At 64.7% G+C, this 26763-nt stretch carries 23 protein-coding genes and 1 pseudogene; 5 read left to right on the top strand and 19 right to left on the bottom strand.

Going from position 1 to position 26763, the window contains the following annotated elements; all coding sequences use genetic code 11:
* Positions 1-736: 736 nt before the first annotated feature.
* The 3 genes from ACGFNJ_RS42990 to asnB form a co-directional block, all read right to left on the bottom strand.
* A complete protein-coding gene (locus ACGFNJ_RS42990; protein ID WP_393462246.1) occupies positions 737-1120 on the bottom strand; it encodes a hypothetical protein in 384 nt (127 codons plus the stop codon).
* A gap of 121 nt (positions 1121-1241) precedes the next feature.
* The gene (locus tag ACGFNJ_RS42985; protein WP_393462244.1) at positions 1242-1556 is read right to left on the bottom strand and encodes a hypothetical protein; all 315 of its coding nucleotides are present in this window, start codon (positions 1554-1556) and stop codon (positions 1242-1244) included.
* A gap of 393 nt (positions 1557-1949) precedes the next feature.
* Positions 1950-3773, bottom strand: coding sequence for an asparagine synthase (glutamine-hydrolyzing) (gene asnB, locus ACGFNJ_RS42980; protein ID WP_393462242.1), 1824 nt, complete (start codon positions 3771-3773; stop codon positions 1950-1952).
* Between the two features lie 117 nt (positions 3774-3890).
* On the opposite strand from asnB, the gene ACGFNJ_RS42975 reads away from it, so the two are divergent.
* On the top strand, positions 3891-4298 hold the full coding sequence (locus ACGFNJ_RS42975; protein ID WP_393462240.1) for a MerR family transcriptional regulator: 408 nt from the start codon (positions 3891-3893) through the stop codon (positions 4296-4298).
* 342 nt (positions 4299-4640) lie between these two features.
* Here ACGFNJ_RS42975 and ACGFNJ_RS42970 read toward each other — a convergent pair.
* Both ACGFNJ_RS42970 and ACGFNJ_RS42965 read right to left on the bottom strand, forming a co-directional pair.
* A pseudogene (locus ACGFNJ_RS42970) lies at positions 4641-5024 on the bottom strand (helix-turn-helix domain-containing protein); the annotation flags it as partial.
* Positions 5021-5845: an SDR family NAD(P)-dependent oxidoreductase gene (locus ACGFNJ_RS42965; RefSeq protein ID WP_393462238.1), complete on the bottom strand. Its 825-nt coding sequence runs from the start codon at positions 5843-5845 to the stop codon at positions 5021-5023. The gene ACGFNJ_RS42965 and the pseudogene ACGFNJ_RS42970, both read right to left, overlap by 4 nt.
* Positions 5846-5935: 90 nt before the next feature.
* Between ACGFNJ_RS42965 and ACGFNJ_RS42960 the strand changes: the two genes are divergently transcribed.
* Positions 5936-6496, top strand: a complete 561-nt coding sequence (locus tag ACGFNJ_RS42960) for a TetR/AcrR family transcriptional regulator (RefSeq protein WP_393462236.1) — start codon at positions 5936-5938, stop codon at positions 6494-6496.
* Between the two features lie 607 nt (positions 6497-7103).
* Here ACGFNJ_RS42960 and ACGFNJ_RS42955 read toward each other — a convergent pair.
* The 4 genes from ACGFNJ_RS42955 to ACGFNJ_RS42940 all read right to left on the bottom strand — a co-directional run bounded on the left by ACGFNJ_RS42955 (position 7104) and on the right by ACGFNJ_RS42940 (position 12085).
* Positions 7104-7616 (bottom strand): hypothetical protein, encoded by a 513-nt coding sequence (locus ACGFNJ_RS42955; protein ID WP_393462234.1) that lies wholly within the window; start codon positions 7614-7616, stop codon positions 7104-7106.
* Positions 7613-8197 carry a hypothetical protein gene (locus ACGFNJ_RS42950; RefSeq protein WP_393462232.1) on the bottom strand — a complete coding sequence of 195 codons (585 nt, stop codon included), beginning with the start codon at positions 8195-8197 and terminating at the stop codon, positions 7613-7615. Before ACGFNJ_RS42950 ends, ACGFNJ_RS42955 begins: the two co-directional genes overlap by 4 nt.
* Positions 8198-8546: 349 nt before the next feature.
* A complete protein-coding gene (locus tag ACGFNJ_RS42945) occupies positions 8547-10274 on the bottom strand; it encodes an ABC transporter ATP-binding protein (protein ID WP_393462230.1) in 1728 nt (575 codons plus the stop codon).
* Positions 10271-12085 (bottom strand): ABC transporter ATP-binding protein, encoded by a 1815-nt coding sequence (locus tag ACGFNJ_RS42940; protein ID WP_393462228.1) that lies wholly within the window; start codon positions 12083-12085, stop codon positions 10271-10273. The genes ACGFNJ_RS42945 and ACGFNJ_RS42940 overlap by 4 nt, the downstream gene beginning before the upstream one ends.
* 86 nt (positions 12086-12171) lie before the next feature.
* On the opposite strand from ACGFNJ_RS42940, the gene ACGFNJ_RS42935 reads away from it, so the two are divergent.
* Complete coding sequence (locus ACGFNJ_RS42935) at positions 12172-12768, top strand: TetR/AcrR family transcriptional regulator (RefSeq protein ID WP_393462226.1); 597 nt, start codon at positions 12172-12174, stop codon at positions 12766-12768.
* A 365-nt stretch (positions 12769-13133) separates the two neighbouring features.
* On the opposite strand, the gene ACGFNJ_RS42930 is transcribed toward ACGFNJ_RS42935, so the two are convergent.
* The 4 genes from ACGFNJ_RS42930 to ACGFNJ_RS42915 form a co-directional block, all read right to left on the bottom strand.
* Positions 13134-13889, bottom strand: coding sequence for a hypothetical protein (locus ACGFNJ_RS42930; protein ID WP_393462224.1), 756 nt, complete (start codon positions 13887-13889; stop codon positions 13134-13136).
* A 291-nt stretch (positions 13890-14180) separates the two neighbouring features.
* Positions 14181-14426, bottom strand: coding sequence for a hypothetical protein (locus ACGFNJ_RS42925; protein ID WP_393462222.1), 246 nt, complete (start codon positions 14424-14426; stop codon positions 14181-14183).
* Between the two features lie 742 nt (positions 14427-15168).
* On the bottom strand, positions 15169-16419 hold the full coding sequence (locus tag ACGFNJ_RS42920; RefSeq protein WP_393462220.1) for an MFS transporter: 1251 nt from the start codon (positions 16417-16419) through the stop codon (positions 15169-15171).
* On the bottom strand, positions 16419-17399 hold the full coding sequence (locus tag ACGFNJ_RS42915; RefSeq protein WP_393462218.1) for an NAD(P)/FAD-dependent oxidoreductase: 981 nt from the start codon (positions 17397-17399) through the stop codon (positions 16419-16421). The genes ACGFNJ_RS42920 and ACGFNJ_RS42915 overlap by 1 nt, the downstream gene beginning before the upstream one ends.
* A gap of 90 nt (positions 17400-17489) precedes the next feature.
* On the opposite strand from ACGFNJ_RS42915, the gene ACGFNJ_RS42910 reads away from it, so the two are divergent.
* Both ACGFNJ_RS42910 and ACGFNJ_RS42905 read left to right on the top strand, forming a co-directional pair.
* Positions 17490-18065, top strand: a complete 576-nt coding sequence (locus ACGFNJ_RS42910; protein ID WP_393462216.1) for a helix-turn-helix domain-containing protein — start codon at positions 17490-17492, stop codon at positions 18063-18065.
* Positions 18066-18489: 424 nt separating this feature from the next.
* Positions 18490-19716, top strand: a complete 1227-nt coding sequence (locus ACGFNJ_RS42905) for an MFS transporter (RefSeq protein ID WP_393462214.1) — start codon at positions 18490-18492, stop codon at positions 19714-19716.
* 266 nt (positions 19717-19982) lie between these two features.
* Here ACGFNJ_RS42905 and ACGFNJ_RS42900 read toward each other — a convergent pair whose 3' ends face one another.
* The 6 genes from ACGFNJ_RS42900 to hsaA form a co-directional block, all read right to left on the bottom strand.
* Positions 19983-20105, bottom strand: coding sequence for a hypothetical protein (locus tag ACGFNJ_RS42900; RefSeq protein WP_393462212.1), 123 nt, complete (start codon positions 20103-20105; stop codon positions 19983-19985).
* 581 nt (positions 20106-20686) lie between these two features.
* Positions 20687-21655 (bottom strand): fused (3R)-hydroxyacyl-ACP dehydratase subunits HadA/HadB, encoded by a 969-nt coding sequence (locus tag ACGFNJ_RS42895; protein ID WP_393462210.1) that lies wholly within the window; start codon positions 21653-21655, stop codon positions 20687-20689.
* A 14-nt stretch (positions 21656-21669) separates the two neighbouring features.
* Positions 21670-22788 (bottom strand): class I SAM-dependent methyltransferase, encoded by a 1119-nt coding sequence (locus ACGFNJ_RS42890; protein WP_393462208.1) that lies wholly within the window; start codon positions 22786-22788, stop codon positions 21670-21672.
* Positions 22785-24173: an FAD-binding oxidoreductase gene (locus ACGFNJ_RS42885; protein ID WP_393462206.1), complete on the bottom strand. Its 1389-nt coding sequence runs from the start codon at positions 24171-24173 to the stop codon at positions 22785-22787. Before ACGFNJ_RS42885 ends, ACGFNJ_RS42890 begins: the two co-directional genes overlap by 4 nt.
* Complete coding sequence (locus tag ACGFNJ_RS42880) at positions 24170-25528, bottom strand: class I SAM-dependent methyltransferase (protein ID WP_393462204.1); 1359 nt, start codon at positions 25526-25528, stop codon at positions 24170-24172. The genes ACGFNJ_RS42885 and ACGFNJ_RS42880 overlap by 4 nt, the downstream gene beginning before the upstream one ends.
* Complete coding sequence (hsaA, locus tag ACGFNJ_RS42875) at positions 25525-26730, bottom strand: 3-hydroxy-9,10-secoandrosta-1,3,5(10)-triene-9,17-dione monooxygenase oxygenase subunit (RefSeq protein ID WP_393462202.1); 1206 nt, start codon at positions 26728-26730, stop codon at positions 25525-25527. Before hsaA ends, ACGFNJ_RS42880 begins: the two co-directional genes overlap by 4 nt.
* Positions 26731-26763 lie beyond the last annotated feature (33 nt).

The raw sequence follows: 26763 nt of genomic DNA, 5'->3' as shown, positions 1-26763 counted from the left end.
GAACAGGAGGACCCAGCACCAGCAGAACTCACCGCCTGACCATACTTCGGATCATGCGGTGACCACTCAGTTACACCACGCCCCGGGACTTGACCCCATTCGATCCGCTGTTGGGATACCGAGAATGGGTACACGACCCCGTTGACGGATTCCGGCCGTCCGGGATGGCGGTCGTTGAGGCGATCCGATCCTGTGTGTCGACACCAGGGCAGGGGAGCGGCGGTGGATAGCCCGGACTCGCCTCATCCTGATGAGATAGACGTACATCTCTCAATCCAATTCCCCGGTGTGCGAATGGATTACGCGGCATGCCTAACCGCGGCCCTGATCTTCGTTCAGGACTGGCAAACTCGCCGCCGTCACGAGCCACTGACCGTCATTGCAGGCAACGCCGAAGGGTTGCCGCGCCTATCCAATGAACGTCTCTACCTAGAGCCGTGAGCGTCGGTGACCGCATATACCGCCCCACACTCACGGGGCAAGTGCCGGTATCAACAACCGAGACCGCGCAAAGCTGGAGCGGATCAGAACTCTGATCCCGCGTCCGTACCTGCTGCGCGGACATATCCGTTGTGACGCCTGCAATCGCAAGATGCAAGCCGAACTTGTCGGCCCGAATGTCTACTACCGTTGCCGTGCAAGAACTCTCGCACCCGGCAGCTCTGAGTTGGCTGATCATCCGAAGACGGTCAACCTTCGAGAATCAGTGCTGGTGGATCCGTTAGATGGTTGGCTCTCAACCCTTTTCGACCGGCAACATCGAGACCAAACCGTTGCAATTCTGCTCGAAGCGCAGAATGCTGACGATTCTGATGCCCGTCGTGCGTTGCTGCGTCGCCAAGTTGCCGATGCCGAGACGAAGTTGGCACGGCATGTCGCCGCGATTGAGGCGGGAGTCGATCCGACAGTTTTCGTGAGTTCGATGAACCCGGCACAAGCGGAGAAGGCAGCAGCCGAAGCCGAACTTGATGCGATACCAAAGCCGATTCGACTGACCGAAGCCGAGATGCACAAGCTGATCGAATCGGCTGGAGATATCCGCGCCGTACTGACTGCTGGAGCTCCGGAGGATAAGGCGCTTCTCTACGAAGCCCTGAACGTCCAAGTCTGGTACCAGCACCGACAACAGCTCGCTGTTGTCAGTGCCAGCCTCCCTGGGTTTAGCACTGGTGTCCGGAGGGGGACACAACCAATACGCACACCTACTTCACCAGCGGACGTCGCTGGAGGTGGGTCCCTAGTCATGAGGCGCGTACCGTGCGATCCGCACCGCGAGCAAATACCGGGGTCACGATGACTGGCTGGACGACATCAGCCTCAACTTGCACGCGCTGGAAGCACTGGAGAGTGAGGACGGCTTCCGACTCGACTTCACTGGGCAGTCGCTCGAGCGGCTCGAGCTGGCACTCGGGGCGCAGTTCGGTATGCCGGACGACATGACGGACCTGGTCGACGGCGCACTCAGACGGTGTGAATCGCAGACTCGTCTCGCCAGAACTGACCGTCACCCCGAACGCATCGAGCTTGAGCGTCCGGGGTGACAGCACCGAGATCACCGACGCCGTGTCCTTCGTCCCCCGCGCACCCCTCCGGCTACTCCCTGCTGGGGCACAGCCCTGCAGGTTACCTTGACCTTGTTGTTCCGCCACCAGCACCGGCGAGGACCCAATTGACTGTGATACGGGCCGACAGCGAACGATCATGACAAACCCGCAGTGGCGACTTCTACGATCGCACAGCAGAATACGTCGCCGTCCTGATCCACGACACCACACTCGGCCCCGCCCATTGACGGCGGCCAACCGCGACCCGTCGGTCCTTCACGACCCCAACGACCTCTACCTGCGCTAGGGCGATCCACCGATCCTCTCCCTGGATATTGACGTACGACCCCTGCTGAGAGAATGGATACGGCTGCTGCCCTACGCCCACCTTGCGGTTCAACAGTCTCATCGGATGCTGATGTGGTAGATGCGCAGCCACTCGGCGATCTGCAGCAGGAACGACAGCGTGTCCGCGGAGCGCCACATGCCTTGCTGACCGGGCGGCCCGGCCAGCAAGGCGAGTATGGCTTCACGGCGCACCAGCGGCAGCAGCGGTGAGTTGGGGTCAGCGAGTTCGGCCCGCATCCGCTCCCGTAGCGTCTGTTCGTAGGCTGGGTGCTGGCTGACCGGGAAAGAGGTCTTCTTGCGGTACAGCACCGGAGTCGGCAGCAGGTCGGCGACCGCATTCTGTAACAGACCTTTGACCCGCCCGCCGGAGGTCTTGTACGCCCACGGGGTGTTCCACAGGTACTCCACCAGCCGATGATCGCAGAACGGCACTCGGACCTCGAGTCCGACTCGCATGCTCATCCGGTCCTTGAAGTCCAGCAACATGGTCAGCCATCGAGTCAGGTTGGCGTAGAACATTTCCCGGATCCGCGCGTCGGCGGGTGCCTCGCCGTCCAGCACCGGTACTTCGGCCATGGTCTGCGCGTAGCGGTCGGCGATGTACTCATGCGGCCGCAGCAGCCGCCATAGTTCGGGGTCGAGTACCGGCTCGAACGCGGTGACCGAGACCGTCCACGGGAATGTGGGGGCAGCGAGCATCCTCTGATCGAAGAACCATGGGTAGCCACCGAATATCTCGTCGGCCGACTCGCCGGACAGCGCTACCGTCGAGTGCTTCTTGACTTCACGGAACAACAGGTACTGGGCGGCGTTGGTGTCGGCGAGCCCGGGCAGGTCGCGGGCACGCAAAACTTCGGACCGGGCCTTGATCACCTCGTCGGTGCGTAGCAGTAACGAGGTGTGGTCGCTGCGTACGTGCTCCGCCACCATCCATGCGAACGGGGTGTCTTGTTCCGGCCGGATCGCGCTGGGCTGGAAGTTGTCCTGGTTGCCCTCGAAGTCGATCGAATACGTGGCGAGCCGGTCGCGGCCGTTCCGATTCAGCACGCCGGTGGCCAGTGCGGTCACCGCGCTGGAATCCAGCCCGCCGGAGAGCAGCGTGCCCACTGGCACGTCGGCGATCAGCTGACGCTGCACGATGTCCTCTAGCAGTTCTCGCACCGCAGCGGTGGTAGTCGGCAGGTCGTCAGGGTGCCCACCGCTGTCCAGCGCCCAATATCGTTGCTCCCGGCAGCCCCGGCGGTCGATCCACGCGTAGTGGCCGGGCCGCAGTGCGCGAATGTCGCGGAACACCGCGTGACCGGGGGTCTGAGTTGCACACAGCACCTCGGCCAGGCCCTCGATACCCACCTCCGCAGGGGCGATCGGGTTAGCCAGTAGCGTTTTCAGCTCGGAGCCGAACAGCGCCCCGGCGGCGTAGGGCAGGTAGAATATTGGCTTGACGCCCAGCCGGTCACGGCCCAGCAGCAGACCCTGCCGGTTGGGGTCCCAGATGCCGAAGGCGAACATGCCGTTCAACCGGGGCAAGCACTGCTCGCCCCATTCCAGGTAGCTGCGCAGCAGCACTTCGGTGTCCGAGCGTGTACGGAACTGGTGGCCCAGTCCCTGTAACTCGCTACGCAGTTCACGGAAGTTGTAGATCTCCCCGCTGAAGGTCACCACACACGGCTGCTCGCCCTCCCGGCACGCCTGCATTGGTTGCACACCGCCCTCGATGTCGATCACCGCCAGCCGCCGGTGACCGAACGCGGCCCGGGGCGAGAGCCACACGCCGCCCGCGTCGGGACCGCGCGGGATGAGAGTGTCGGTCATCGCCTCCAGCAGCGGACGCTGCTGGGTGAGGTCTTGCTCCCAGTCGACCCAACCCGTGATACCACACATCGTCGTTTCCTCCTCGTCATAGCGATCGTCATGGCGAGGCTCTCAGTTGAAGTCGCCTTCAAGTCAAATAGGTTGCGTGTGAGACGCGTGATGCGCTTGTCTTGCATGGTGGAGTCGATGTCGATCGGCGAGGTCGCCGAGTTGTTGGGCGTGGCGACGTCGACGCTGCGCTGGTGGGAGAAGGAAGGTCTGATCTCGCCGGGAGATCGCAGGGGCGGTCGGCGGTACTACGACCAGGCCGAGGTACGCAGGCTGGCGATAATCCAGTACCTGCAGGAAACCGGGCTGATGAGCCTCGACGATATCGCCGCGGTGCTGGCCGGTCGCGCCGCCAATCGGGACTGGCATGACCTGGTACGCGCTCGAATCGATTCGTTCGAAGCCCAGATCGAGCGGCTCACTGCGGCCAGAGAGTATCTCGAGCACTCATTGCACTGCCACCGCGACCTTCCCGCGACCGAGTGCCCGTATCTGGCCACGGACATTGACGCCCGTTTGTCGCGCGGGCACGCGAAAAGACGCTGACCAGCGGACGCTGCAGTCGCCGCCGCCAGCTGTGGCGATTTAACGAAATCTGCGACCGGCTGGTGAACGCGTCCAGGACGAGGGGTTCCTCCTCGGCGCCGGCGACTGAGAAGGAGCGAACGTGGGCATTGATGATCTTCAGAACCATCGGGCCCAGTTCACTCAGTCATTCCTTCGTTCCTCGTCAGCGGGCCTGATTCTGTCCGCGACGTGTCAGTAGGGTCCGGCAGTGTGAGCGACGCAGTCCGGATCCCGGTTCGTCGCCGACGGTGGCTGCGGTCCGCGAAGTTCTCTCGTGGCGGTGTTCAGTGCTGGAGCCGCTATCGGTGTCAGCGGCGGTCTGATCGGCCTTGGCGGTGCCGAGTTCCGGCTACCACTGCTGAGTCCGAGTCGGGCCAGGTGCCGACTGACGGTGCGCCGGTCGATCGTGAACTTCAGGTAGGCGAGTTCGTCGGTGATGAGCTGGGCTGACCACTTGTGCTCGCGCCGCCAGCTTTCGATCGTTTCGATGACCCACGCCGGGGTCGCGTTCGAGCTGATGTGCGGGGCCGAGGAGCAGCCGTGGAGGCCGACGTCGCCGAAGCGCCGCCATCGGTTGACCCACTTGCTTGCACAGGCGCGTGAGATGCCCATCTACGCGGCGACGTGAGCGATCGGTCGGGTGCGCCAGCGTCGTACGAGCCGGAGGCCTCCCTTGTAGGACAGTGGGGCGTTCCGATGAGTCATCGCAGGCTTTCCTCGATCGCTGCGGCCAGACGTGTGGCGTCCTTCTCGTCCCGGTCACCGACGGTGAGGGTGTGCTGGGTGGCGCCGCGGTAGGCGGCCCGTCCTGGGCTCGGATCATCGATGAGGCGGATGATCGGGCGGATCGCTGCTTCCGGGCGCTGGCCCAGCAGCCGCCCGAGAACGGCGGCGGTGATGCGCATGCCCTTGCCGACTTCGCCCGCGAAGCTGGAGCGCACCAGCCAGGCCGGTCCCCAGGTGAGGTAGGCAAGGTTCGGGTTGTCGTCGGTGGCGAGGATGCCGAGAAGTTCGTTGGCGCGGCGCTGCTGGGCGTTGGAGCGCATGAAGGTGAACCCCTGGACCATCTCCAGATCCTCGAAATCCACAGCATCGGCCCGTGTGCCGGGGACGGCGGTGTTCACGATCACCGGCTGTTCCACCGCACGCAGCAGCGGGGCGAGCCCGGTGACGAGCAGGTACTTGCTGAGGAAGAACAGTGCCCAGGACGCCTCGTGTCCTTCGGCTGTGGTCTGTCGGTGCTGCCGGATGAAGGAGGCGGCCAGTACCAGTGCGTCGATGCGCTTGTGGTGGGCCAGGAGCTGATTGACGACGCGGCGGCTGTCGGCCACCAGGGACAGGTCGGCCGCGATGAACTCAGCCCGCGCCACCGCCGACGGATCCTCACTGGCCGCGGCGGCAACCAGGGCATCGAACTTGCGGCGGCTCCTGCCGATCACCGTGACGCGGTCCCCGGCTGTGAGGTAGTGGCGGGCCAGGGCCGCGCCCATACCGTCGGTGCCCCCTGTGATCACGATCGTCTTCATGGCGCCTGCGCCTCTCTCGTAACGGAACATGTGTTCCGCTCAGGATAACATCAAGCGGAACGAATGTTCCGAATCGGCTACAGTGGGGGGATGGCACTGGACGGCAAGCGGCGGCGAGACGCTGCCGCGAACAGGGAACGCATCCTGGCCGCGGCAAGCGAGGCCTTCCGGAAGTCCGGTATGGCCGTGGACATGCGGGCCGTTGCCGCAGCGGCCGGCGTCGGCATCGGCACGCTCTACCGGCACTTCCCGAGCCGCGAGCACCTCGTACAGGCCGCAACAGGGACCGATCTCGCCGCGCTCGCACACGCCGCCTTGCCTGCTGGAAAAACTGCGGCAGACAGCCTCCGCGAGTTCTTCACCACCACGCTCACCGGTCTCATCGCCAACCAGGCGATGATCGACGTACTGGCTGGCGGAGCCCCGTCAGACGCAGACCTCGAGCGATGCCTCGCCCACCTCACCAGAATCGGTCAGGAAGCAGTCGACCGCTCCCGCACCGACCGAACCGTCGCTCCCGATGTGACGGCGAACGACATCGCCTATCAGCTCCTCGGACTAATCCGCATCGCGCAGCTGATGCCAGACAGCGAGCGGAACACAATCGCGCACCAGGTAGAACTCACGCTCCGCGCGCTAGCCACGAACTGACCGTCGTCCGAGGTCAGTCGCCTGTATCTCTGTCAGCAGCCCCCGGGCCGGGACGAGATAGTGTCAAAACCTGTGGATTGGTGGGTTCAGTGTGGTGAGGCGAGGGTGTCTCGGTTGTTGGCGATGGTTGCAATGAGGTCGTCGAGGTCGCACTACAGGGCGGCATTGGCGATCGGTTTGAAGTCGTGCACTGTTTCGGCCGCTTCGGTGGTGCCGGAGGGGAGGAAACTGTAGCCCTCATGTTGCTCCATCCGGCCTCGATGACGGCTGTTGTGGTGTTTCGGAGGAGACGCGTAGCCAGCCTGTGTATTGGTCGTGGACGTCGAAAGGCAGAAATGCCTGGGGCGGGTGCTGGTGTAGCAACTGGAGTTGATGGGTCCATTGGTCGAGGAATCGGGCGAGGGCGCCGCGGATCGGTTCCAGGTGTGAGTCCCTTGTCGATACAAAAGTAGTACGAGCCGCAGACGTGGTGGAAGTCGTCGAGGGTGAGTTGAAGGTCGCCGTGTCCGGAGCCGGCCAGCGGCTCGAAGGATGCCTCGCTCCTCCGCGTTTCGGCGAGGGTTTCCGGTTGGGTCGGCGGTGCGAGCGTGATCGCTGCGGGTTTGTGTCATGATCTTTCGCGGTCGGTCCGTGTCGCGTTCAGGTAGGTCCGCAGCCGCCGGTGCCGGTGGCGGAACAAGAACGTCAGGGTAGCCTGCAGGGCCGCGCCCCAGTATGGGAGCAGCCCAAGGGGTGCGCGTGAGACGAAGGACACGGAGTCGGTGATCTCGGTGCTGTTGCCGACGGGACGCAGGGTGCGTTCATGCACCCAGACCCTCATCGACATCATGGTCGATTCCTCGCGGAACCGTGTTCCAGGATCGATCTCGGCGACGGTGATGTTGTCGAAGTCGATGGGGAGCCAGCCGTATAGCAGGAGGACGCTGCGACCCAGCCGGGTTCCGGGTGCTATGTCGTCGATAGTGCGGTCTCGGAACGTCCTGGGCACGGTCATCTTCAGGTAGGGCCGCAGTTCGGCGTTGATGCCCTCGGGCGAGGTAATCGTGGCCCAGACCTGTTCGATGGGCACATCGACAGTGCTTACCATCTCGATGTGCCGGGTTCTCCGTTTGCGTGTCATCGGCTTGCTCTTTTCAGCTGGCTGCGGTCGGTGAGTTCGCGCAGCCAGCAGCCACTGATATCGCGCCTGCCGGTCGCGCAGGTCCGTGACGCCGAGCCGGTACTGCAGGCCAGGGGCTCGACCCTCTGTCTGCCCTCGTCTGGGACGGTCGCGTGCAGTACCTCGTGGTGATCGACCAGGCGGTTCCGTTCCGCCTCCAGTGCCGTGACCTCGTCGAGCGTATCGGCGGTGACGAATGTCGCTGCGCTGCGTCGAATTTCGAAGAAGGAGTGGGTCGATACGCCACCCAGGGGAAGATCCGGACGCCGGCCCACCCGGTACGACGCCTGGATTGGTGTCAGCTCCGCCTCGACAACAATCGGCCGATCGGGATGGCTTTCGCTTGCATCCGTGAGGTTCTCGTCAACCGGCGCCGCGGTGTCGCGATTGTCGATTTCGGCGGTCAGCGAATTGAGCGTGGCACCTACGAATGCTCCAGTGGCCCATGCGCGTCGATGCGCTCGGCCAGCCGCATGTGCAGCCGGACCACGAGGAACCGAGTCCTGTAAGCGGCGATCTGGACCGGCATCGTCTGCTGGCATAGCGAGTACCGTCCCAGTGCATCTACGCACTTTATGCGCCGTTGTCACCACTGTCTCCAGTCCCTGCTCCAGGTCGCTGACTTCACCATTTTAATGAAAATGGCGTTCATTATCAATTCCCGTGTGGAAGGCCACTGCGTGCAGCAACCGCTGCAAGTGGCGGAAGATGTTGGCGCAACGGCGATTAGAGCCTTCCCTCTTGGTCCGAGAACTTTGATTTCGTCGCGATCGGCTCTTGGGCTCGACAGCAACGGCTGTTCGGCTGGCCCGGACTCCCGGGTGCATCGTCGGCTCTGACACGATGACCTTCGGTACCGAATGGGGCTGGGTGCCTCCTGTATCGCGGATATCACGGGCGTATGCTCCACTCGGCCGATGCGTGGCGTTCGCGCCAGAAGTCGGCGTAGCGGCCGCCGGCTCGTAGGAGCGTGGCGTGAGTCCCAGTCTCAGCCAGTCGTCCGTCGTCGAGGAAGAGGATCTGATCGGCGTGCTGAATGGTGGCGATCTTGTGGGCGATGATGACGACGGTCCTGCCTGCCGCCACGAGTTCACTGACCCCAGCGCTGATAGCGGCCTCGTTCTCGGGGTCGAGCGCGGCGGTGGCTTCATCGAGGAGCACGATGGGCGAATTCTTGAGCAGAGCACGAGCAATCGCGACCCGCTGGCGTTCCCCGCCGGAGAGCGCGATACCGCCTTCGCCGGTACGGGCCTGCCAGCCTTCGGGGAGCCGTTCGATGATTTCATCAAGTCTGGCGGCGGCCGAGGCCCGGTGGAGTTGTGCCTCATCGGCGTCCGGGGCAGCGATAGTCAGGTTGTCCTCGATGGTGCCGTCGAACAGGTAGGTGTCTTGGAAGACGATCGCCAGAGTGCGCATCAGATCGGGAGTGGGGATCTCACGAAGGTCGATCCCGCCGATCTGGATCGAGCCGGAATCGACATCCCAGAAGCGGGCGATGAGTCGGAGCAGGGTGGTCTTGCCCGATCCCGATGGTCCGACGATCGCTGTCATACCTCCAGAGGGGATTGCGACGGTGACGTCGTCGATGACACGAGTGTGCTCGTAGGCGAAGCTCACTCGGTTCAAGGTGATGTCGTACTTAGTGGGAGCCTGACCGCTCGTAGGCTCGGGAAGGGGCGGGGCGTTCAGGATGGTGCCCACGCGTTCGAGGGCCACGTCTGCGACCTGGATCGCGCCGGAGAGGCTGGCGATCGCGGCGAGTGGTTCGATGAAGCGTGACGCGAGCACGAGCAGCGCAATGGCCTCAGGCACGGCGAGCTCGCCGCGGGTGGCGAGCCAGGCTCCGGTGACCACGACAAGGGTGAAGCCGATCTGGACGATCCCGACGTAGGCGTATTGCGGCAGTGTATGTCGGGCGAGCGCGTGACGGAACGCGCGTCGTTGCTGGTCGAGAGCCTGCTCCATCGGGGCGAAGCCAGCACTGGCTCTTCCGGTGGCCCGGAGCACCGGCTGGGCTTGGGCGAACTCGATGGCGCGGGCAGCTGCTTCCTCAGAAGCCTCGTCCATGCGGTGCTGCGTGTCGCGGATGATCGGAGCCGACCAGCGCATCACAAATACGGCGGCGGGCACCGCCGCCAGGAAGGCTAGGCCGATCCGCCAATCCACGAAAAACACGCCGGCGACGACCGTGGCCGGAGTGGCGATCGCCGCAATCCGCTCAGGCCAGACGTGCGAAACGATGCTCGCCGCCGAGGGGGTGTTCTGGGCAACGACGCGCGCGATGCGCCCCGGTGTCTGATTCACATACCAACCCAGCGGGAGCCGCCCGAGGTGCTCACCAAGGCTATGTTGCAGGTCGCGCATAATCTGGTTGGCGGTCGGGTATCCCACCGCGTGGCTCCACCACACGCTCGCAAGATATGCGACTCCGACGATGGCGATCGCGAGCAACCACCAGTGCACATCTCCAATGCGAATCGGGTCGGACAACAGCTCGCGCAGCAACGGCAGGAGCATGACAAGCACGAGGCCCTGGAGGACGCCGGAGAGTATGTAGCGCAGGGCGAGCGCATTGATCATGCCGCGGTGCGGCCAAATCTGGAGGATGCGGCGGATCATCGAGACTCGTCCTTTTCTTGCGGGGTCGTGACCTGAGGGGGCTGGTTCTGCGCTGTCCACATGGCCCGGTAGCGGCCACCGGCGGAGAGCAGTTCGTCATGGGTGCCGCGTTCGACCACTCGTCCGGCGTCGAGAACGACGATCTGATCGGCGTGTTGGATCGTGTACAACCGGTGCGCGACCACGACCACAGTGCGTCCGCGGGCCAATCTGCCCAGAGCTTCCTGGACGGCGCGTTCGTTCTCGGGATCGACATAAGCGGTCGCCTCGTCCAACAGCACGATCGGGGCGTCTTGAAGGATGGCGCGAGCGATGGTGATTCGCTGCCGCTGCCCACCGGAGAGCACGCCGCCACGACCGGCGATCACCGTGTCGTACCCATCAGGCAGCGTCAGAATCGTCTCGTGCATCCGGGCGGCGCGAGCAGCCGCCTCGACCTCGGCGTCGCTTGCGCCGGGACGTCCCAGGCGGATGTTCTCCCGTATCGTGTCGCGCACCAGCACAATGTCCTGGAACACGATGGCAATGCTGGCCAGCAACTTTTCCTGCTCGATGTCACGCACATCGACACCGCCGATGGTTACCGATCCAGCGCCGACATCGAAGAATCTGGGGATAAGCCTGCTGAGAGTGGTCTTGCCGGAGCCGGATGGTCCCACGACAGCGGTAACGGTGCCTTGCCGGCAGAGGAGGTCCACCGATTGCAGCACGGGCTCTTCGGCGGTGTAGCCAAAGGTCACCGCATCGAATCGAATGCTGTACGCCCTTGGGGTCTGCGGTGCGTCGGGCTCGGGAAGTACTGGCTGGTCGAGCACGTTGCGCAGGTGCTCTGCGGCGACACGAGCCTTACGGAGCTGTTGAGTGCCTTGGACGATCGTCATGTACGGCGTGGGCAGGCTGACGCCGACGAGCAAAAAGGGCAGCAGGTCCACCGGGTCGAGCCAGCCGGCCGCGACGAATCCGGTCCCCGCTCCTGCCACGACCAGCAGTACCGAGGCGGGCGAAAGGAGCAGGAGTGTGAGGAACATCGCCCGCCCTGCCTCAGCGGTCCAGGCAGCTAGGGTATCGCAGAACCGGTCGATGACCTCGGACAGACGGCGATAGGTCCGCCCGGCGCCGCCGTAGGCCTTCACGACCTGGATGCCGTCGACGTATTCGATGGTCGCGTTGTTCAATTCGACCTGGGCAGCAGTCAGCTCGGCCATCCGCGCAGGCAGGGTCCGGTGCGCAGCTCCCATGGCGAAGGACGCCAGGGGAAGCACCGCCAGGGTGACCAGGGTCATTCGCCAGTCCGTCGCCGTGAGATAGACCAGTGCGACGATCGGGAGCCCGATCGCGCTGGCAAGGTCGAGGACCGCATGGGCGACCATGTGGTGCATGTCCTCGATGTCGTCTTCCATCGCCTTCTTCAGCTCGCCCGAACCGCGGCCGGTGAACCAACCCAACGGAAGCACGGCCGCATGCCGCGCCAGCCGAGCGCGCAGAGAGCGTTGCAAGTCGGCATCGGCGTAATGCGTCACCAGATTCGCCACCACCATCAGCAGCAACCGCCCCGCAGCGCCGACGACACCGACCCACACCCACATCCACACGACGTCGACCTGCTGTGCAGATGTCAATTCGCGACCTATTTCGGCCACCGCCACGTAAGGAAGCAGGCCGAGCATCGAGCTGACGAACGCCAGACCCGCTCCTAGATACAGCTGCCGGCGAACCGGGCGCAGCAGGTCGCGCACTGCGGACCGCGGGGGCCGGTCGGGCCCGTCGACCTTGTCGTCCGACACATCCGCACCTTTAACCAGCAAAGTCATCAACTGCCTCCAAATCGACTGACCGTCAGTCAATAACTTAACATATGGCACGATAGGTCAACAGACACCTGATCAGGAGGCAGTGAGTGGCTCGGACCAAACCTGCGGAGCAACGGCGCTCCGAACTTCTCGACGCCGCAGAGCAACTGCTGGCACAGAAGGGCATCGCCGCGGTGACGGTCGAGGACATCACCCAGGCTGCCGGCGTCTCGAAAGGCACCTTTTACTCGTACTTCCGAGCCCGCGAGGACGTTCTCGGAGCCCTGCGCGCGCGATACATCGAGACCTTGCTCGACGCGCAGAACGAGGCGATGTCACTCCTGCACCCTGATGACTGGGCCGGTCGCATCGAGACATGGCTCGTCGCCGGAATTCGCACCTTCCTGCTCGATCCAGCCAAGCACAACACTTTGTTCCACTTGCCGCATGGATCGACCGGCGATGATGCCGGTAGCGAGGAGGTCGGATTCCAACATGTCGAGGTACTGAGGTCGCTGTTGACGGCCGGACGCGACGCCGGAGGGCTGCGAGTTGTGGATCCTGAGTCCACAGCCGTGCTGCTGTACGGCTCGATCCATCACGGCGCCGACTACCTCTTCCACGCCGCCGACCCAGCGCTCACCGAGCGAGTCATCGCCGAGGTACGCCGCTGGTGCCGCTCATTCATCCTCCCCGAGCTCTAGGACTGCTTCGGACAGATCAATTTCCGGCCTTCCGAGGAACGACTGCAGTCGCGTGTCCGCTGCGGCCATGTCAGCCTGAATTTGACGCCGGAGAGGTTGGGCGTGACACGGTTGTGTCGGCAACTCGTGAAAATGGATCTGGCACAGTATTGGTGAGTGACCCGTTCGGGATGTGAAGGGCGGTTGATTCATCATGTCGCTGGTGTTCTGATCTTGGACTGATGAGTGTCCTGTTCCCGCATCTGGACGGTTTGCGGATCGAGGTGATCTGTGCGGACCGGTGCGGATCCGGTCGGCTGTCCTGGCTGCGGGACGCTGTCGGGCCGGGTTCACAGCTGCACCGTACGAAGGTCGGTGGGATGCCTTCAGTGTGCGTTGTAAAGGCTCAGCGCCGACGTAAGTCTTGCCAAATCAGGATCGCGGCTTTCGTCACGCTGGAGCCACTTTCTCAACTGGTCGGTGAAATTATCCAAATTTCCGGGACTGCCGCTTTGTGCGTGATGCGTGGCGGCGAGGAGAATGGATACTCTGCTTGCTTCCTCTACGCCAGGCTCCCAGTATTTTTCCACGCCGGGTTCCCGGTATGCCCCATCTAGAGGTCCTGGAAATTTCATACGACTCGGCAGTAGATCAGGTAACGTTTGCACCGGCCCGCGCCGCTCAATCGCCACCGCTGATTGCGCCGGGCCTGGCATGAGCGACTCGATAACCCAAAGAGACCTGGTGTGTAAGAAAGTGAGTCTCGGATCGTCGGGTAGGGTACGGGCGTTTCCTCCTTGCCATTCGCTTGCTGGAAGGTGGAATACGTGCCCCTTCTTAGCGCGTGGGTTCGGATCGTTTGGGGATATTGACAGAAAGGCATAGTGTCCATTGATCTCCTTTCCCAGGGCGTGAGTCATTATCTCTTGCGCGCTGCCGCGCAGGCCGTTGTCCACAACCGTGAATTGGCCCTCGCCCAATCCTTTCCGGTCAATATAGGAAACGAAGTTCTCAAACGACCCAGGAGTTCGCTCACGCCACACATCTGGATCAGGATACGCGTCCAGATCTACCCTGAAATCCGACGCGAGCGGCAGCCTGATTCCCATAGCGTGTTCGAAATCTCTAGCCACCAACTCCATGACAGGGCGCGAGACTACTATTTCCACACATCTATCTTTGAAAAAATCTGGATCTCTACCTCGCAGCGGCGCGCTCGACTCGTGCCCGGTTCCCTCAGCCTCTCTCACGCTGCTTTCGACATGCCGGGGGCCGAGTTCGTCGGCAGCCGAATCTGCGTGTCGCGCGGACCTCATCGGCCAGGTCGCCCAACGTGTCGCTCAGGTGGGGACCGGTCCTGCGGCTGAGCAGTTCGACCATGCCCTCCGCCATCCGCTTCAACTGCTGTAATAGCTCCTCACCCCCCGCACCCGTCATCTCTGAGCACCGCGCCCGACGCGTTCATCAACTCTGGGGATTGCTTCGCGCACCGTGGACGTGATCACTGGTGGGAACAGCTCCAAGATCGGCGCCCAAGCCGCCTCGAGTCCTTCAGTCCGGACCGGCTCGGCGAAGGCATCCAGTAAGGCCGTCGCGGCTTGGGCATCCTCGTCATCCTCGATATCTTCGATGCCGATCAAGACGCCAGCCTTGCCCCGGTCTGGATGAGCAATGCTCATGCGCAAGGTGATAGTCGAGCCCAGGCCGGTACCGCCCAAGAGCGCGCGGGGGCACAGAGCGTATTCAACAGTGCGATGACATCATCGGTGTACTTCGCCCAGGTAAGAAGAGCCGGGTCGGTACAGACCGATCGACCATACCCGCGGATATCCGGCAAACCACGGTGTAGCGATCGGCCAACAGATTGGCTAATGGGATCAAACTCGCGTGATCGGGCCTGCCGCCGTGCAACAGAACCAGCGGATCGCCGTCGCCGACGGTAGTGACATGGATTAGGCAGCCGTCGCTACCGCGATAACTGAACTCGCTCGTGAGTTTCCTTTCTCGGTTCGGGGAGTTCGGCGCACCAAACGAGGCCGAGCAGCGGCAACGCCGCCAATGCATAAAAACCGGTCTACACGCACCCACTGAGACTGCGGCGCTGGGACGGTTTCAAGAGTTTCGCCCAGGTCTGGGAACGAAATATCCAGCGATCGTGCGGCTTTGGGAGAACTCGTGGGCCGAGTTCACCGTTCATGAGGTCTCGATCTGCTCGACGACCTTAGGTGGCGTCGTTGTCGATTGGCGGCGGCGTGGACGACCGGTCCATCGGGCCGATGTCCCTAGACCTGCGCCACCGGCCCACCCACTTGGACGTGCACGCCCGCGAGATCCCCTCTCGGCCACCACGTGTGCGATCGGCCTGGTTCGGCACCGCTCGGCGAGTCGTCCCCCGATGGACTGAGGGGCGTTGCGGCAGTGTCACTGCGAGGTCCGTGAGGTGGTTGGCCGGGTTGTGGTGGTCTTGTCGGGTGTGATGTCAGCTTCTAGCCTGGTGCGGTCGATAAGGACGAGAGGGACGGCGATCGCGGCGAGGACGGCTCCGATGACGCTGACCCAGGTGAGGGAGGTGCCTCGAGTGAGTGCGGCTGCCGCGAGGACCGGAGTGCAGCTGATCCCGAGCTGGAAAGCCGACACCGTCATAGCCCCAGCGAGCGTCGGAGCGTCGCCTGCAATAGCGAAGACACGTCCGTAGATCGCCGGGTTCAGCACGAACGCAGCGATCCCGAGCAGGAATACGGTGAGAATAACCGCCCACGAGTGGTGGATTGCGATGACCATGATGACCGAAAGGATCAGGATCGCAACGGTTCCGCTCAGGAGCGCGACATGCGGGCGACGGTCGGAGATGCGTCCGCCGACGGACAGGCCGGCGAAGGCGCCGATCCCGAAGAGGGCGAGGATCGCGGGGATCCAGACCGCAGGTATACCGGTGATGTCGGCGAGCATGGCCGCGAGGTAGTTGAACGTGATCATGTAGGCCGCTGTGGTCAGGATCGTGATCCCGTAGATGCCCCAGAGCCGCGGTGTGCGGATGGTGGCAAGCTCCCGTGACACACTCGGTTGTGTCGTCGACCGGGAGCCGGTGTCGGCTGCGGGGATCCCGATCAAGCAGCCGACGATCCCGGTGAGAGTTAGGGCGATGACGGCCCAGAATCCGCCTCGCCACTGGGTGAAGTGGCTGAGCAGGGTGCCTGCTGGTCCTCCGGCCACGATGGCCACGCTCAGACCACTGACGATGACCCCCGAGGCGCGGGCGTTGCGGTCCGGTGTGACCAGGCTGATCGCGGTCACGGACGCGATGGCGAAGAAGCCGGCGTAGGCCACGCCCGAGATCACCCTGCTCAGCAGCAGGACTTCGTAGTTGCCCACCAGTCCGGCGGCGACGCTGGCCGCGAACACACCCTGAGTGGCTATCAACGCGCTGCGTCGGGGCCAACGCAGGCTGAGGACAGCGAACGGCGGCCCGCCGACTACGACACCGAGTGCGAACGAGGTGATGAGAAACCCCGCCGAGGACAGCGGGACCTCGAGATCGGTGGCCACGGCCGGCAGCACACCCGCGAGCAGGAACTCTGCACTGCCCATCGCGAACAGGCTGAAGGCGAGCAGGTACACGCCGAGGGGCAGCCTCGTGGAGCAGCGGGACGTCTCGATCGGGTTGCTGGTCATCAGCTCGCACCCCCGTTGCCGGAGACTGCGGCGGACAGCTCGCGGTCGAGCAGCCAACTGGTCATGGCGATGCCCGCAGTGCAGCCCGCACCGGCCGCCGTGACGACCTGGGCTCGCGGGTTGACCACGTTCCCAGCGGCCCACACCCCTTCGACGGACGTTGCGCCGACCGAATCGACCGAGACCAGCCCGCTCACCCGATCCCGTTCCGCACCGAGCGTGGTCAGGAGCGCAACGTTCGGCACCGGACGAGTCCCAACGAAGATCGCCTCACACGGCACCGTCGCGCCGTCGTCCAGTTCGATCGTCGCCAGCGCTTCATCGCCGCTGGTTGTCACAACCCGGCTGACGCGCGCGTCAATGAGACGTACACCGTAGGCAGTGAGTCGTCCTCGTTCGGCGAGGTCGACCTCGGCGCCGTTGACGCAGAACGTTACCGTCGAGCTGTAGCGGCGCATCAGAGCGGCCAGGTGTGCCGAGTGTGGAGCCATTGAGCTGCCGATGACCGCGATTGTGCGCCCTCGAACCTCGTAGCCGTGGCAATGCGGGCAGTGATGTACCAGCGATGCCCACCCTGCGGACAGGCCGGGAACGTCGGGGAGATCGTCGGTCAGCCCCGTGGCGACAAGAATCGACCGAGTCCGCAGGCAGTGTTGGTCATCGAGCCGCAACTCGAACATCCCGTCCTCGGCGCGGCGCACGTCTGTCACCGTCGCTCGAGTCAGTGTTCCGCTGTACCGGGTGAACTCGTCCTGCCCGGCCGCGAGGAATTCCTTCGGCGCCATGCCGTCCCGCGTCAGGTACCCGTGCATGTGGTCTGCCGGCCCGTTCCGTGGCGCGCCGCCGTCCACGACCAGGGTCGCGAACCGGGCCCGCGCCAGCACGATCCCCGCCGACAGGCCGGCAGCCCCGCCACCGATAATGATGCTGTCCCACACCGTCTTTGCGAGCAATTCGCCCGATCGGCATGTTGTGTCCATCTGGATCACCTCCATTGACAGGATCGGGAGATTCATCCGAAATCGACAAACAATGTTGCTGTTTTCGGGACACATTGGTTGACTGCGGTCATGGACCAGCCCACCGTCGATGGCGTGATCGAGCAGATCGCACCCCGGCTGCGGCGCGCCCGGGACAACAAGGGCGTCAGCCTCGCCGACCTCGCGCGATCCACCGGCATTTCGACCAGCACGCTTTCTCGGCTGGAATCCGGTCAACGCAGACCGAGCCTAGAACTGCTGCTACCGATCACAGCAGCATTGGGCATCCCCCTCGACGAGATCGTCGCCGCGCCCCGGATCGTCGACCCACGCGTGCCCCAACAGCCCTCCAAGAAGGACGGGCGCGTGCTGATCCCGCTATCGCGGCATCAGGGAGAACCTCGCGCCTACAAGCTGATCATCCCCGCGCACGACGAACAACCCCACCTGCGCACTCACGACGGACACGAATGGCTCTACGTACTTCGCGGGCGCCTACGCGTACGGCTGGGCGATCACGACTTCATCATGAGCGCCGGCGAGGCAGCGGAGTTCGACTGCCACATCCCGCACTGGTTCGGCGCCGTCGACAATGGAAGTGTCGAAGTCCTCAGCCTCTTCGGAAAATCCGGCGAACGCATCCACCTACGCACCAGCCGCCGCTGACGCCAACCGCAGGGGCGGCGGTGACGAGGGCGTCACCAACGTCCTGACCCGCAACATCTAGATGTATGAGGCCCTGATGCGGTTTCCGGCGGCCGGGTGTGGTCGACGGTAGTGCCCGCACTCCGCTGTCGTCGGCCACACCCGCCTCGCCTACACCGAACCTCTGCCGGACGCGAAGGCGAACTTGGACCTCCGAGCAGCAACGCTCGAACGCCCTGAGGGTGTGGAATACACATTGCAACTACCACCGCCCGCACGGTGCGACTGGCGGACAGCTACCGCCGCCCATGCACGATCGTCGTGTCACCGACGTCGTGGCCTCATTCATCAGAACAACCGACGTGGCAAGAGCCATTCTCGTCTGACACAATCTCATTGACCGACGGTCAGTCGGTTGCATAGTATCGGCTCTATGAGGAGTCTCGTGAATGCCCCGTTGTCGAGCAGTCTGGACCACTACCCCATCACGGGCCGATTGCGACGTTATTCGCTGATCGTCAGCCTCTACCTGGTCAGCGACATCGCGTTCTCCTTCTTGTTCGGGGCGCTCACGACGATTTTGCTGAGCCTCGGCCACCCCAAGAAGCTGGTGGCGCTTGTGCCGCTGTTCGGTGTGGTCTACGTGCTGCGATTCATCGCCGGTCCGATTATCGACCGAGGCCACCCGTCTCGTAAGGGGCCATACCGCAGTTGGCTCTGGGCGACTCAAGCAGCCCTGGCTGCGTCGCTCGCCGCGCTGTCTGTGGTTGATCCAGCACATGACCTGCCGCTCGTGTTTGCCGGACTGATGATCCTGCTCGTGTTCGCTGCACTGAACGACACTGCGACCAACGGGCTCGCGGTACGGATTCTGGGACCCACCGAACGAGGGCTGGGCAACGGCATCCAGGTCGCCGCCGCCACTGCGTCGATCGTCCTGGGCACCGGCGGCGCGCTGCTTCTCTACGACCTCGGGGGTTGGCGCGTTACTCTGCTGATTCTCGCGGCGTTATTCGCGATCCCAGCCGCCATGCTGATCGGCTTCCGGGAACCCGCAGGCGAGGCCCCGGCCGCGATCCAATGGTCGCGGATAGGTACCTTTTTCACCTCGACGACACGACGCACCTTCGCGCTGATCGTCGCACCTCTCCTGGTTTCCGGCGCGTATCTCGTTACTGCCGTTCAAGGTGCGCTATTGCTGGATCGAGGATGGAGCCTGAGCGATATCGCGACGCTCCAAGGCGTCTACGCGCCGGTGGTCGGCGTAATCGCGGGCTTGGCAGCAGGCGCCGCAATCTCACGGTGGGGGCGGGCCCGTCCGCTCATCGTGATCGGCGTCGCCGGGATCCTGTCCGCCGCGGCGACACTCCCGATAGCCAGCGGCGACGTATCCGCCACTGTCGCGGCAACCGGGATCCTCATGATGAGTATCGGCTATGCGGCCATCATGACCTGGACAAACACTGTCTACATGGATAACAGCCGCGCGGATTCATCGGCAACGGACTATTCGTTGCAAGCGACGATCCTCGGGCTGCTTCGCATGATCGCTAGCACAGTTGGACTCGCGCTCATCCCCGGTTTCGGATACATGACCATTGTGCTCGTCTCAATCTTCCTCACAGTTCTTGGCTTCGGCGTCGCATGGCGGCACACACGAGCCATCGAGTGAAGGTCAGTCAAGAGTTCTGGTAGTGAACCAGGCGGCAGCTCACGAGTTCACCGGAACGCTGTACAGCGCCTTGGAAATCTGGATGTGATAGTCGGGGCGAACTTGGGATGACTCCAGGTCGGGCTGTCGAACGGCTCGTCGATCAGCGGCTTCAGCGCAAGTAGTTCGTCGCTGTCGAACACCTCGACCGGCCGTAGTCGAATAGTGCCGTGCACTCGTGTCCTGGCGACGGCCGCATCAGCTGGCCGCGCGTTCGTGACAGTCAGTTAGGTCCCGGAACCTTTCTCCAGCAAAGCAATTCGATCGACGATCGCTTTCATGTTGTCGGGAATCGTGACCGCTAATACGCCGCCGAAGAACGCGCACGCGGTCTCGAATCCGGCGATCACCGTTCGATGTCTGCCGGTAGGTCGGCCAGACGAACATGTGCCGCGAATACACTGCGGTGAAGATCCGGCTCTGCGTCACGCGACGACCGTCGCTCGCATCGGTGAGCAACCGAGCCGGCTGAAGTCGATCTGGACCTCCGCGCCGGGGTCGCAGTTGGCCACCCGTACCGTGGTCTTGCGTTGCCCGAACCCCAATTCCGTTGTTGCGTAATGGTTCAACGTTCGATACGACACCACCACCCCGCGCCGACCTGAGCGCCGACAGCGTCTACCGAAGGCATGGCTTCGGCTGGACAGGCCGCGAGGAACAAGGTCCGCGTGGCCTTCGCGTCGAAATGGCTCGCTGGCTAGACCCCGACTTCAACTAGAGCGCGTCCTTCGCCCCGCCCGCCGGCCCCACTCACATTTCGCGGCACCAAGTTTCGCTCGGCGAACAGTATGAGGAGCTGGCGTGCCTTTAGTACTCCAGCCGGCTCGCTCACCGCGGCTTGACGGAGGAGCTATGTACAGTCCCTCTCGGTGTGCGCTCCAGCTTTGTTCTTGTTGCTAGGGGAAGGTTGAGGCGCTGCAGTGCGGTCAGTTCAGTTCAGGAGCACTGTCGCGGAAGCGGCACCGAAAGTTGCGGTACCGTCGCACTGGGCGGTGAGGGATATGGTTGCTTGCCGGGTGGTGTAGTCGACCGCGCGGACGGTGCCGCTGAACTCGATTTCGGAGTGGCGAGTGGTGTGGATGAGTACCGGTGTCGCGAATTGGGTGTAGTAGGCGGCGATGCGGTCGGGGACGCCCAGCCATTCGGTCAGGCAGGCGGCGCCCAGGCCCATGATCAGCATGCCGTGGGCGACCACCTGGTCGAGGTTGGCATGCTGGGCGGATTGGTCATGCCAATGGATCGGGTTGACGTCGCCGGAGATTCCGGCGTAGTAGACGAGTTCGCCGCGGGTGAGGCGGAAGGTTCGACGCGGGAAGAACTGTCCGGCGGTGAGGTTCGGTGCGACGATCCGACGATCGGCAGGGTGTTTCGCGGGTACGGCGGAGGGCTCTGGCGTTCTCGGCTCGGATGCCGGGCCCAGAATATCGAGCATGGCAAGAGTTTCCATGGTCGGCGCCGAATCGTGCGGGCGTCCTGCGAGCGTGGTGTGCACGGTTTGTACCACCTCGTCCGCCTGGTCTCGGATGACGGTGGTGACGGCGATGAGGTCGCCGCCGCGGATCGGACGGTGGGAGTCAACGGTGATCTCGTGAGTGAGCCGGTCCCCGGTGGTCACCGGTCGGCAGCAGCGGATGTCCTGCTCCACGTGCAATAGCCGGGCTGGATCGTACCCGTCGAGGGCGGCGCGCATGAGCGAGCGTTGCGCGAGGGAGGCGACCGTCGAGGCGAAGGTGACAGGCGCGACCAGGCCCCGGTGACCAAAACTCCGGGCGGTGGCGTCGTCCCAGTGCGCGGGATGGAAATCCTGTACGGCGCGGGCAAATTCGCGGATCTTCTCGCGACTGACCTCGTAGTGGTCAGTGTCGGTGTATCGGCGACCTTCGATGGGGTGCGGGGACATGTGGGCTCCTCGGGTCACCGGGGTGTACGGGCAGCGAAGATTCGCTGACCGTGTGTGGCCAGGGGCTGATCCGGCCCGGGGAGTACGAGCCACGGTGTCAGGTCGGCGATGTGAAGTTCGGCGCGCCATTGGGATTCGGTGAGAAAGATGCGGTCGGTGCCGGCGCGTAGGTCACCGGTTCCTGGGTGGACGCCACCGGGCCACGGCGACATCAGGAAGTGCATCGAGGTGAGCAATTGGTAATGTTCGCGGCAGGACTCGATGATGATGAGGTGGCCGCCGGGGCACAGCAATTCACGCAGCCGCTCCAGTGCGATACTGCAATGCTGAGCATTGTGGAGCACATTCGCGGCCAGGACGATATCGAAGGTACCCGGTGGCGGTAGTTCGGCGTTGAGATCGACCAGGTCGAACCGCAGCCAGGGGTATCGCGAAAAGCGGGTCTTGGCCGCGTCGAGGAAGAACGGCGACACGTCGGTGAAGTGATATTCGACGGGCATGCCGTCGAGCGCCGGAAGCAAATCGGCAGTGGTGCCTCCCACTCCCGCACCGAGTTCCAGGATGCGCACCGGGTGCCGGTCGGTGGCCAGATCGTCTACTGCCCTCGTGATCAGCGCACCGGCCGCCGCGTTCAGGTACTGATTGATCGGATTCCGCCGGTAGGCAGCCTCCGCGGTGAACAGGTCGCCATCCGGGAACAGTAGTTCTTGCGCGAGCACCCGGTCTTGCAGCAGATCCAGTGCCTGCCGGTTGGCAGCGGTGAAGAACCGGGCCAGCTGCGCCGGTAAACCGAGATCTGCGCAGACCCGATCGAGATCGGCACGAACAGGCGCGCAGCGCTCCCGCAGCGTCGAATAGCCTCGGCGCGGTTCGTGCTCCAGCCAGCCGTGCGTGGTGAGCAACCCCAGCCAGCGGCGCAGCAGCCAGGTATGCCTCGGCGCGACGTTCAACCGGACCGCGAGGTCGTCTTCGGTCAACACCGCGCCGTCGGGCAATGCCGGTCGCAATGCCGATGCCATGGTCCGCAGTCCGAACAGATCGAGATCGTCGCGGGCGGAAAGGCATTGCCGCGCATCGAAATCCGCGACCGCTGCCCGCGCATGCTCGGCCACGTCGAGGGTTTCGTCGGTCACGGCGCACCGTCCAGCGGCGGGATATTGTGATTGCACCGGAACAGATTGCCGGGATCGAAGACGGCTTTGAGCTGTTGCAGGCGCGGATAGGAAGTCTGATGGTAGCCGCGGCGCACCCGTTCCGGCGATGCGGTGTCGTCCAGGATGCCGATGTAGGGCCCGCCTGCCGAACATCCTTGCAGTGCGGCCACGACGTCGGCGATCCAGCGGCGCGCGTTCGCCAGGTCCGTGCCCGCCGGTCCGCCAGCGAACATGACGGCGTGGAAGGCGGCGTCGTGGTAGCCGAATGCGGTGGCGTCCAACGGCATTCGGGATAGTGCGCCGCCGAGTTGATGCACCGAGACCAGCGAGTGCGGGGTGGGCATGCGGGCCGCCAGGTCGACGAGGGCGTCGATGGCGTCGTCGTCGAACGCGCGCAGCCATTCGGTTCCGGTGGCCGTGCCGTGGCCCTCGTGGAATGCCTGCTCGGTATTGCGTTGCAACTCCGGGTATTCCAGCGGCCGAATGAGGTCCAGTTCGGGTTCGCCCAAGCGCCGCAATCGATCCAGCACCGTCCGTGCTCGATCAGGTGGACCGAAGTAGGCTGCGGTTACTGCCGCCATCGGTGGCCCGTCGGGTGCGGCCGGTGGCCAGTGCAGCAGGGTGGCACGCAATGCCAATTCGTCGGGCGCGGTGGCACACAGCTCCCGGAACTCGCGAAAGACGTGGCGCGCCCGGTCCAGCCGGAACAGTAGAGAGCCCGCGTGCAGGGTGCCGATCGACTGCAGTGCGAGCTCGAGGGCCACCACGATCCCGTAATTTCCGCCGCCGCCGCGCAGCGCCCACAGCAGCTCGGGCCGGTGCTCGGGGGTGGTGTGGACGAGACTGCCATCGGCCAGCACCACTTGCGCGGATCGCACACTGTCACAAGTGAATCCGGCCATCCGCTGCAGCCATCCGCTCCCTCCGCACAGCGTGGAGCCGACCACGCCGACCGTGGACACGTCCGCGCCGGTCACGGCCAGCCGGTGGAGATGGCAGGCACGATCGAACTCCGCCCAGGTGACACCCGCTGCGACGGTGGCGCGCCGGGTGATCGGATCGACGGTGACGGTCCGCAGTCCGGAAAGGTCGATCAGCAGTGCGCCGGTGGCCGCCGCGTGCCGGGCCACCTCATGGCCGCCGCCGCGCACCGCCACCGCGAGTCCGTGCTGCTGCGCGGCGGTGACGGCGGCCCGCACGTCGGGAACCCGCGCGCACTGCACGATCGCCGCGGGCCGCTGATCGACGGCGGTGTTCCAGCCTTGCCGCACCCGGTCGTAATCCGGATCGCTCGGCACGAGGATGGCGCCCCGGCAGGTCGCGCGCAGTTCGGTCAGATAGTCCAGAGAGGGTGTCGTGGTCATCCGGCCAGCTCCTCGGCAACGATGATGGGTGGATAATCCGATGCGGCGGAGAGTAATTCGAGATAGTCCGTCAGTACTTCCGGCATCCTGCGGCGCAGGTAGCGGGCGAACGGGTCGTTGCAGACGTCGGACAGCGGGTCGGGGCGTACGGCCTCGAGTTCGGTGTGGTGTTCGGGTCGCCCGGCCGCGAGCCGCCGGCCGTCGGCGGAGTCCAGCAGCACCGCGAACTCCGGCGGTAGCGCCGCCGCGAGGTGAGCGGGCGCCACCGCATCCGTGGCTTCGGCTTCGAGCAGGGCGTTCGGGATCCCGGTGATCAGGAGGGAGTCCAGGTCGAGTGTGCCGGTGAGGGTAGCGAGGCGCTCGACGGTGCCGTGACCGGGGAGTTCTCCCCACGCGATGTGACGAACGGTGGCGGACGGCGGCGCGTCTGCGGTCAGCACCACGTCATAGCGGTAGCGCGTCAGTTCGGTATCCCCGCGCATCGTCTTGGCGAAGCAGGCGACCCGCACCGGCCGGGGGTGCTGCTGTGCGATCTGGCTGAAAAACCTTGGATCGCAGAGCAATTCCTCCTCTGATCGTAGACGAGCGGCGACCCGGCGGGCCAGCTGATCGGTGTCGGCATCAGGGTTGCGGGCGTGTTCGAGCCAATGCGCGAAAGCCGCGGCGCTGGCGAGGTTGCGGATATCGCCGATGACCACCGTGCCACCGGGCGCGACCAGATCGAGGGCGTCGTGGACGACGGCGGTCAGATAGCGCTCATCCGGAAAACACTGCGTCACACTGTTGAGCACCACGCAATCCGGCCGTCCATCGGCGTCCAGCGCGCGCAAGGCCGAGGTGATGTGCGGCGCGGCGAGCTCGTGCGCGCCGGCCCGCAATACCGCGACGCCCGGAAGTCGCTGTGCGCGAAGCCGTTCGACCACCGGCTCGGCCGGATCGAGGCCGAGGTAGCCGCGGGTCGAGGAGTGCAGTCGATGGACGAGTAGTCCACTGCCGCAGCCGATCTCGAGGACGGTCCCGGGCCGTTCCGCGCTGGGCAGGGACCGCCGTACCAGACCGACGGCGTGCTCGACCCACTCCAGCATGTGCTCCCGAGGCAGCGCCGCGCCGGTATCGGAGGCCCGCCACCCGGACAAGTCGAGATCATCACTGTGGCGTAGTTCGGCGGCGGAGTAGACGTGTTCGTACAGGTGCCGCCAATGCTCGAGATATTCGGTGCACAGTGCGCCGGGCTCGGGACGCACCGCGACGGCCGCCGCCGCGGGTCGCACCACGATCGCCGCGTGGCGTGCGTCCCAGCACGCCGAGCCCACCCACGGGTGGCGGCCGAGCACGGAAACCAGCTGAGCCGTCACGGTTTCCGTGCCTGCGATCCGGCGGCGAGTTCGGCGGCGCCGAACATGCGGTACACCCGCTCGGGATCGTTGGCCGCATGGGCGCGCCCGCCGTGCACGTCCCGCCAGAAACGCTGCAGCACATTGTCCGGCCGCAGCGCCCTACCGCCGGAGTTCTCGAACAGCCGGTCCATGGCGGTCACGGCGCGCTCGGTACCGCGCACTTGGTCGCGCCGCAGCCGCGCCCGGTCCAGCGGTCCGATCGGAGCATCGGCCGACGCTAACCGGTACAGTTCGTCGATATTGTGCGTGAGCTGGCGCCAGGCGGCGTCGATCTCACTGGCGGCGATCGCGATCCGCTCCAGGGTGGCCGGATCGTCACGGAAAGCGTCACCAGCATAACCCGTGTCCTTGCGGGCATCGCCGGGCAGCGCGGCGCGCACCCTGTCGCGTTGCTGCTCGAGATGGGCGTGGTAGCCGCCGCGCGCCATGCCGACGATGGCCGCGGTGATCGCGCTGGTGTGCAGGCAGCCGAACGGAATTCGGTACAGTGCGGCAGCATTGACCCGCTGTCCGGGAGTCTGGCAGGCCGTCACCGCGTCCGCGCCCAGCACACGATGCGCAGGCACGAACACCCCGTCCACCGCGATGTCATTGCTTCCGGTGCCGCGCAGTCCGACCGCTTCCCACACGTCGGCGATGGTGTAGTCGGTAGCAGGTACCAGGAAGGTGCACGAATCAACGGGCTCACCGTCGACCATTACCCGCGCGCCCAGCATCGCCCAGCGGGCGTGGTCGCAACCGGAGGCGAAACCCCAGGTGCCGGTCAGCCGGTAGCCGTCCGCGGCGGGGGTGGCGGTGCCGGTCATGGCGTAGGAGGAGCAGATGAGCGCGTCGGGGTCCGCGCTCCACACGTCGTCCTGGGCGCGACTGTCGAAAAGCGCCAGATTCCACGGGGATACGCCGAGGACGGACGCAACCCACCCGGTGGAGCCGCAGGCTGAGGCCAGCTCCGCGACGGCGGCGTAGAAGACGGACGGATGCGCCTCGTGCCCACCCCGGCGGCCTGGGCGCAACAGGCCGAAAAACCCGGTCGCGGTGATCTCCGCGAGGGATACCGCAGGGATGCGGCGGGCCTGCTCCGTTTCGGACGCGCGTCTGCGCAGGGTCGGCAGTAGGTCACCCACCGCGGTGAGCACCGCGTCGGTGGTGTTGTCGGTCATTGCGGAAGTTCTCCGTATCGGATCGGAAGGACC

Origin of the sequence: Nocardia sp. NPDC049149 (assembly GCF_043197455.1) — a bacterium.
Classification (GTDB): domain Bacteria; phylum Actinomycetota; class Actinomycetes; order Mycobacteriales; family Mycobacteriaceae; genus Nocardia.
Note: the sequence above shows the minus strand (reverse complement) of the source record. Positions and strands in the feature narration are given on the sequence as shown.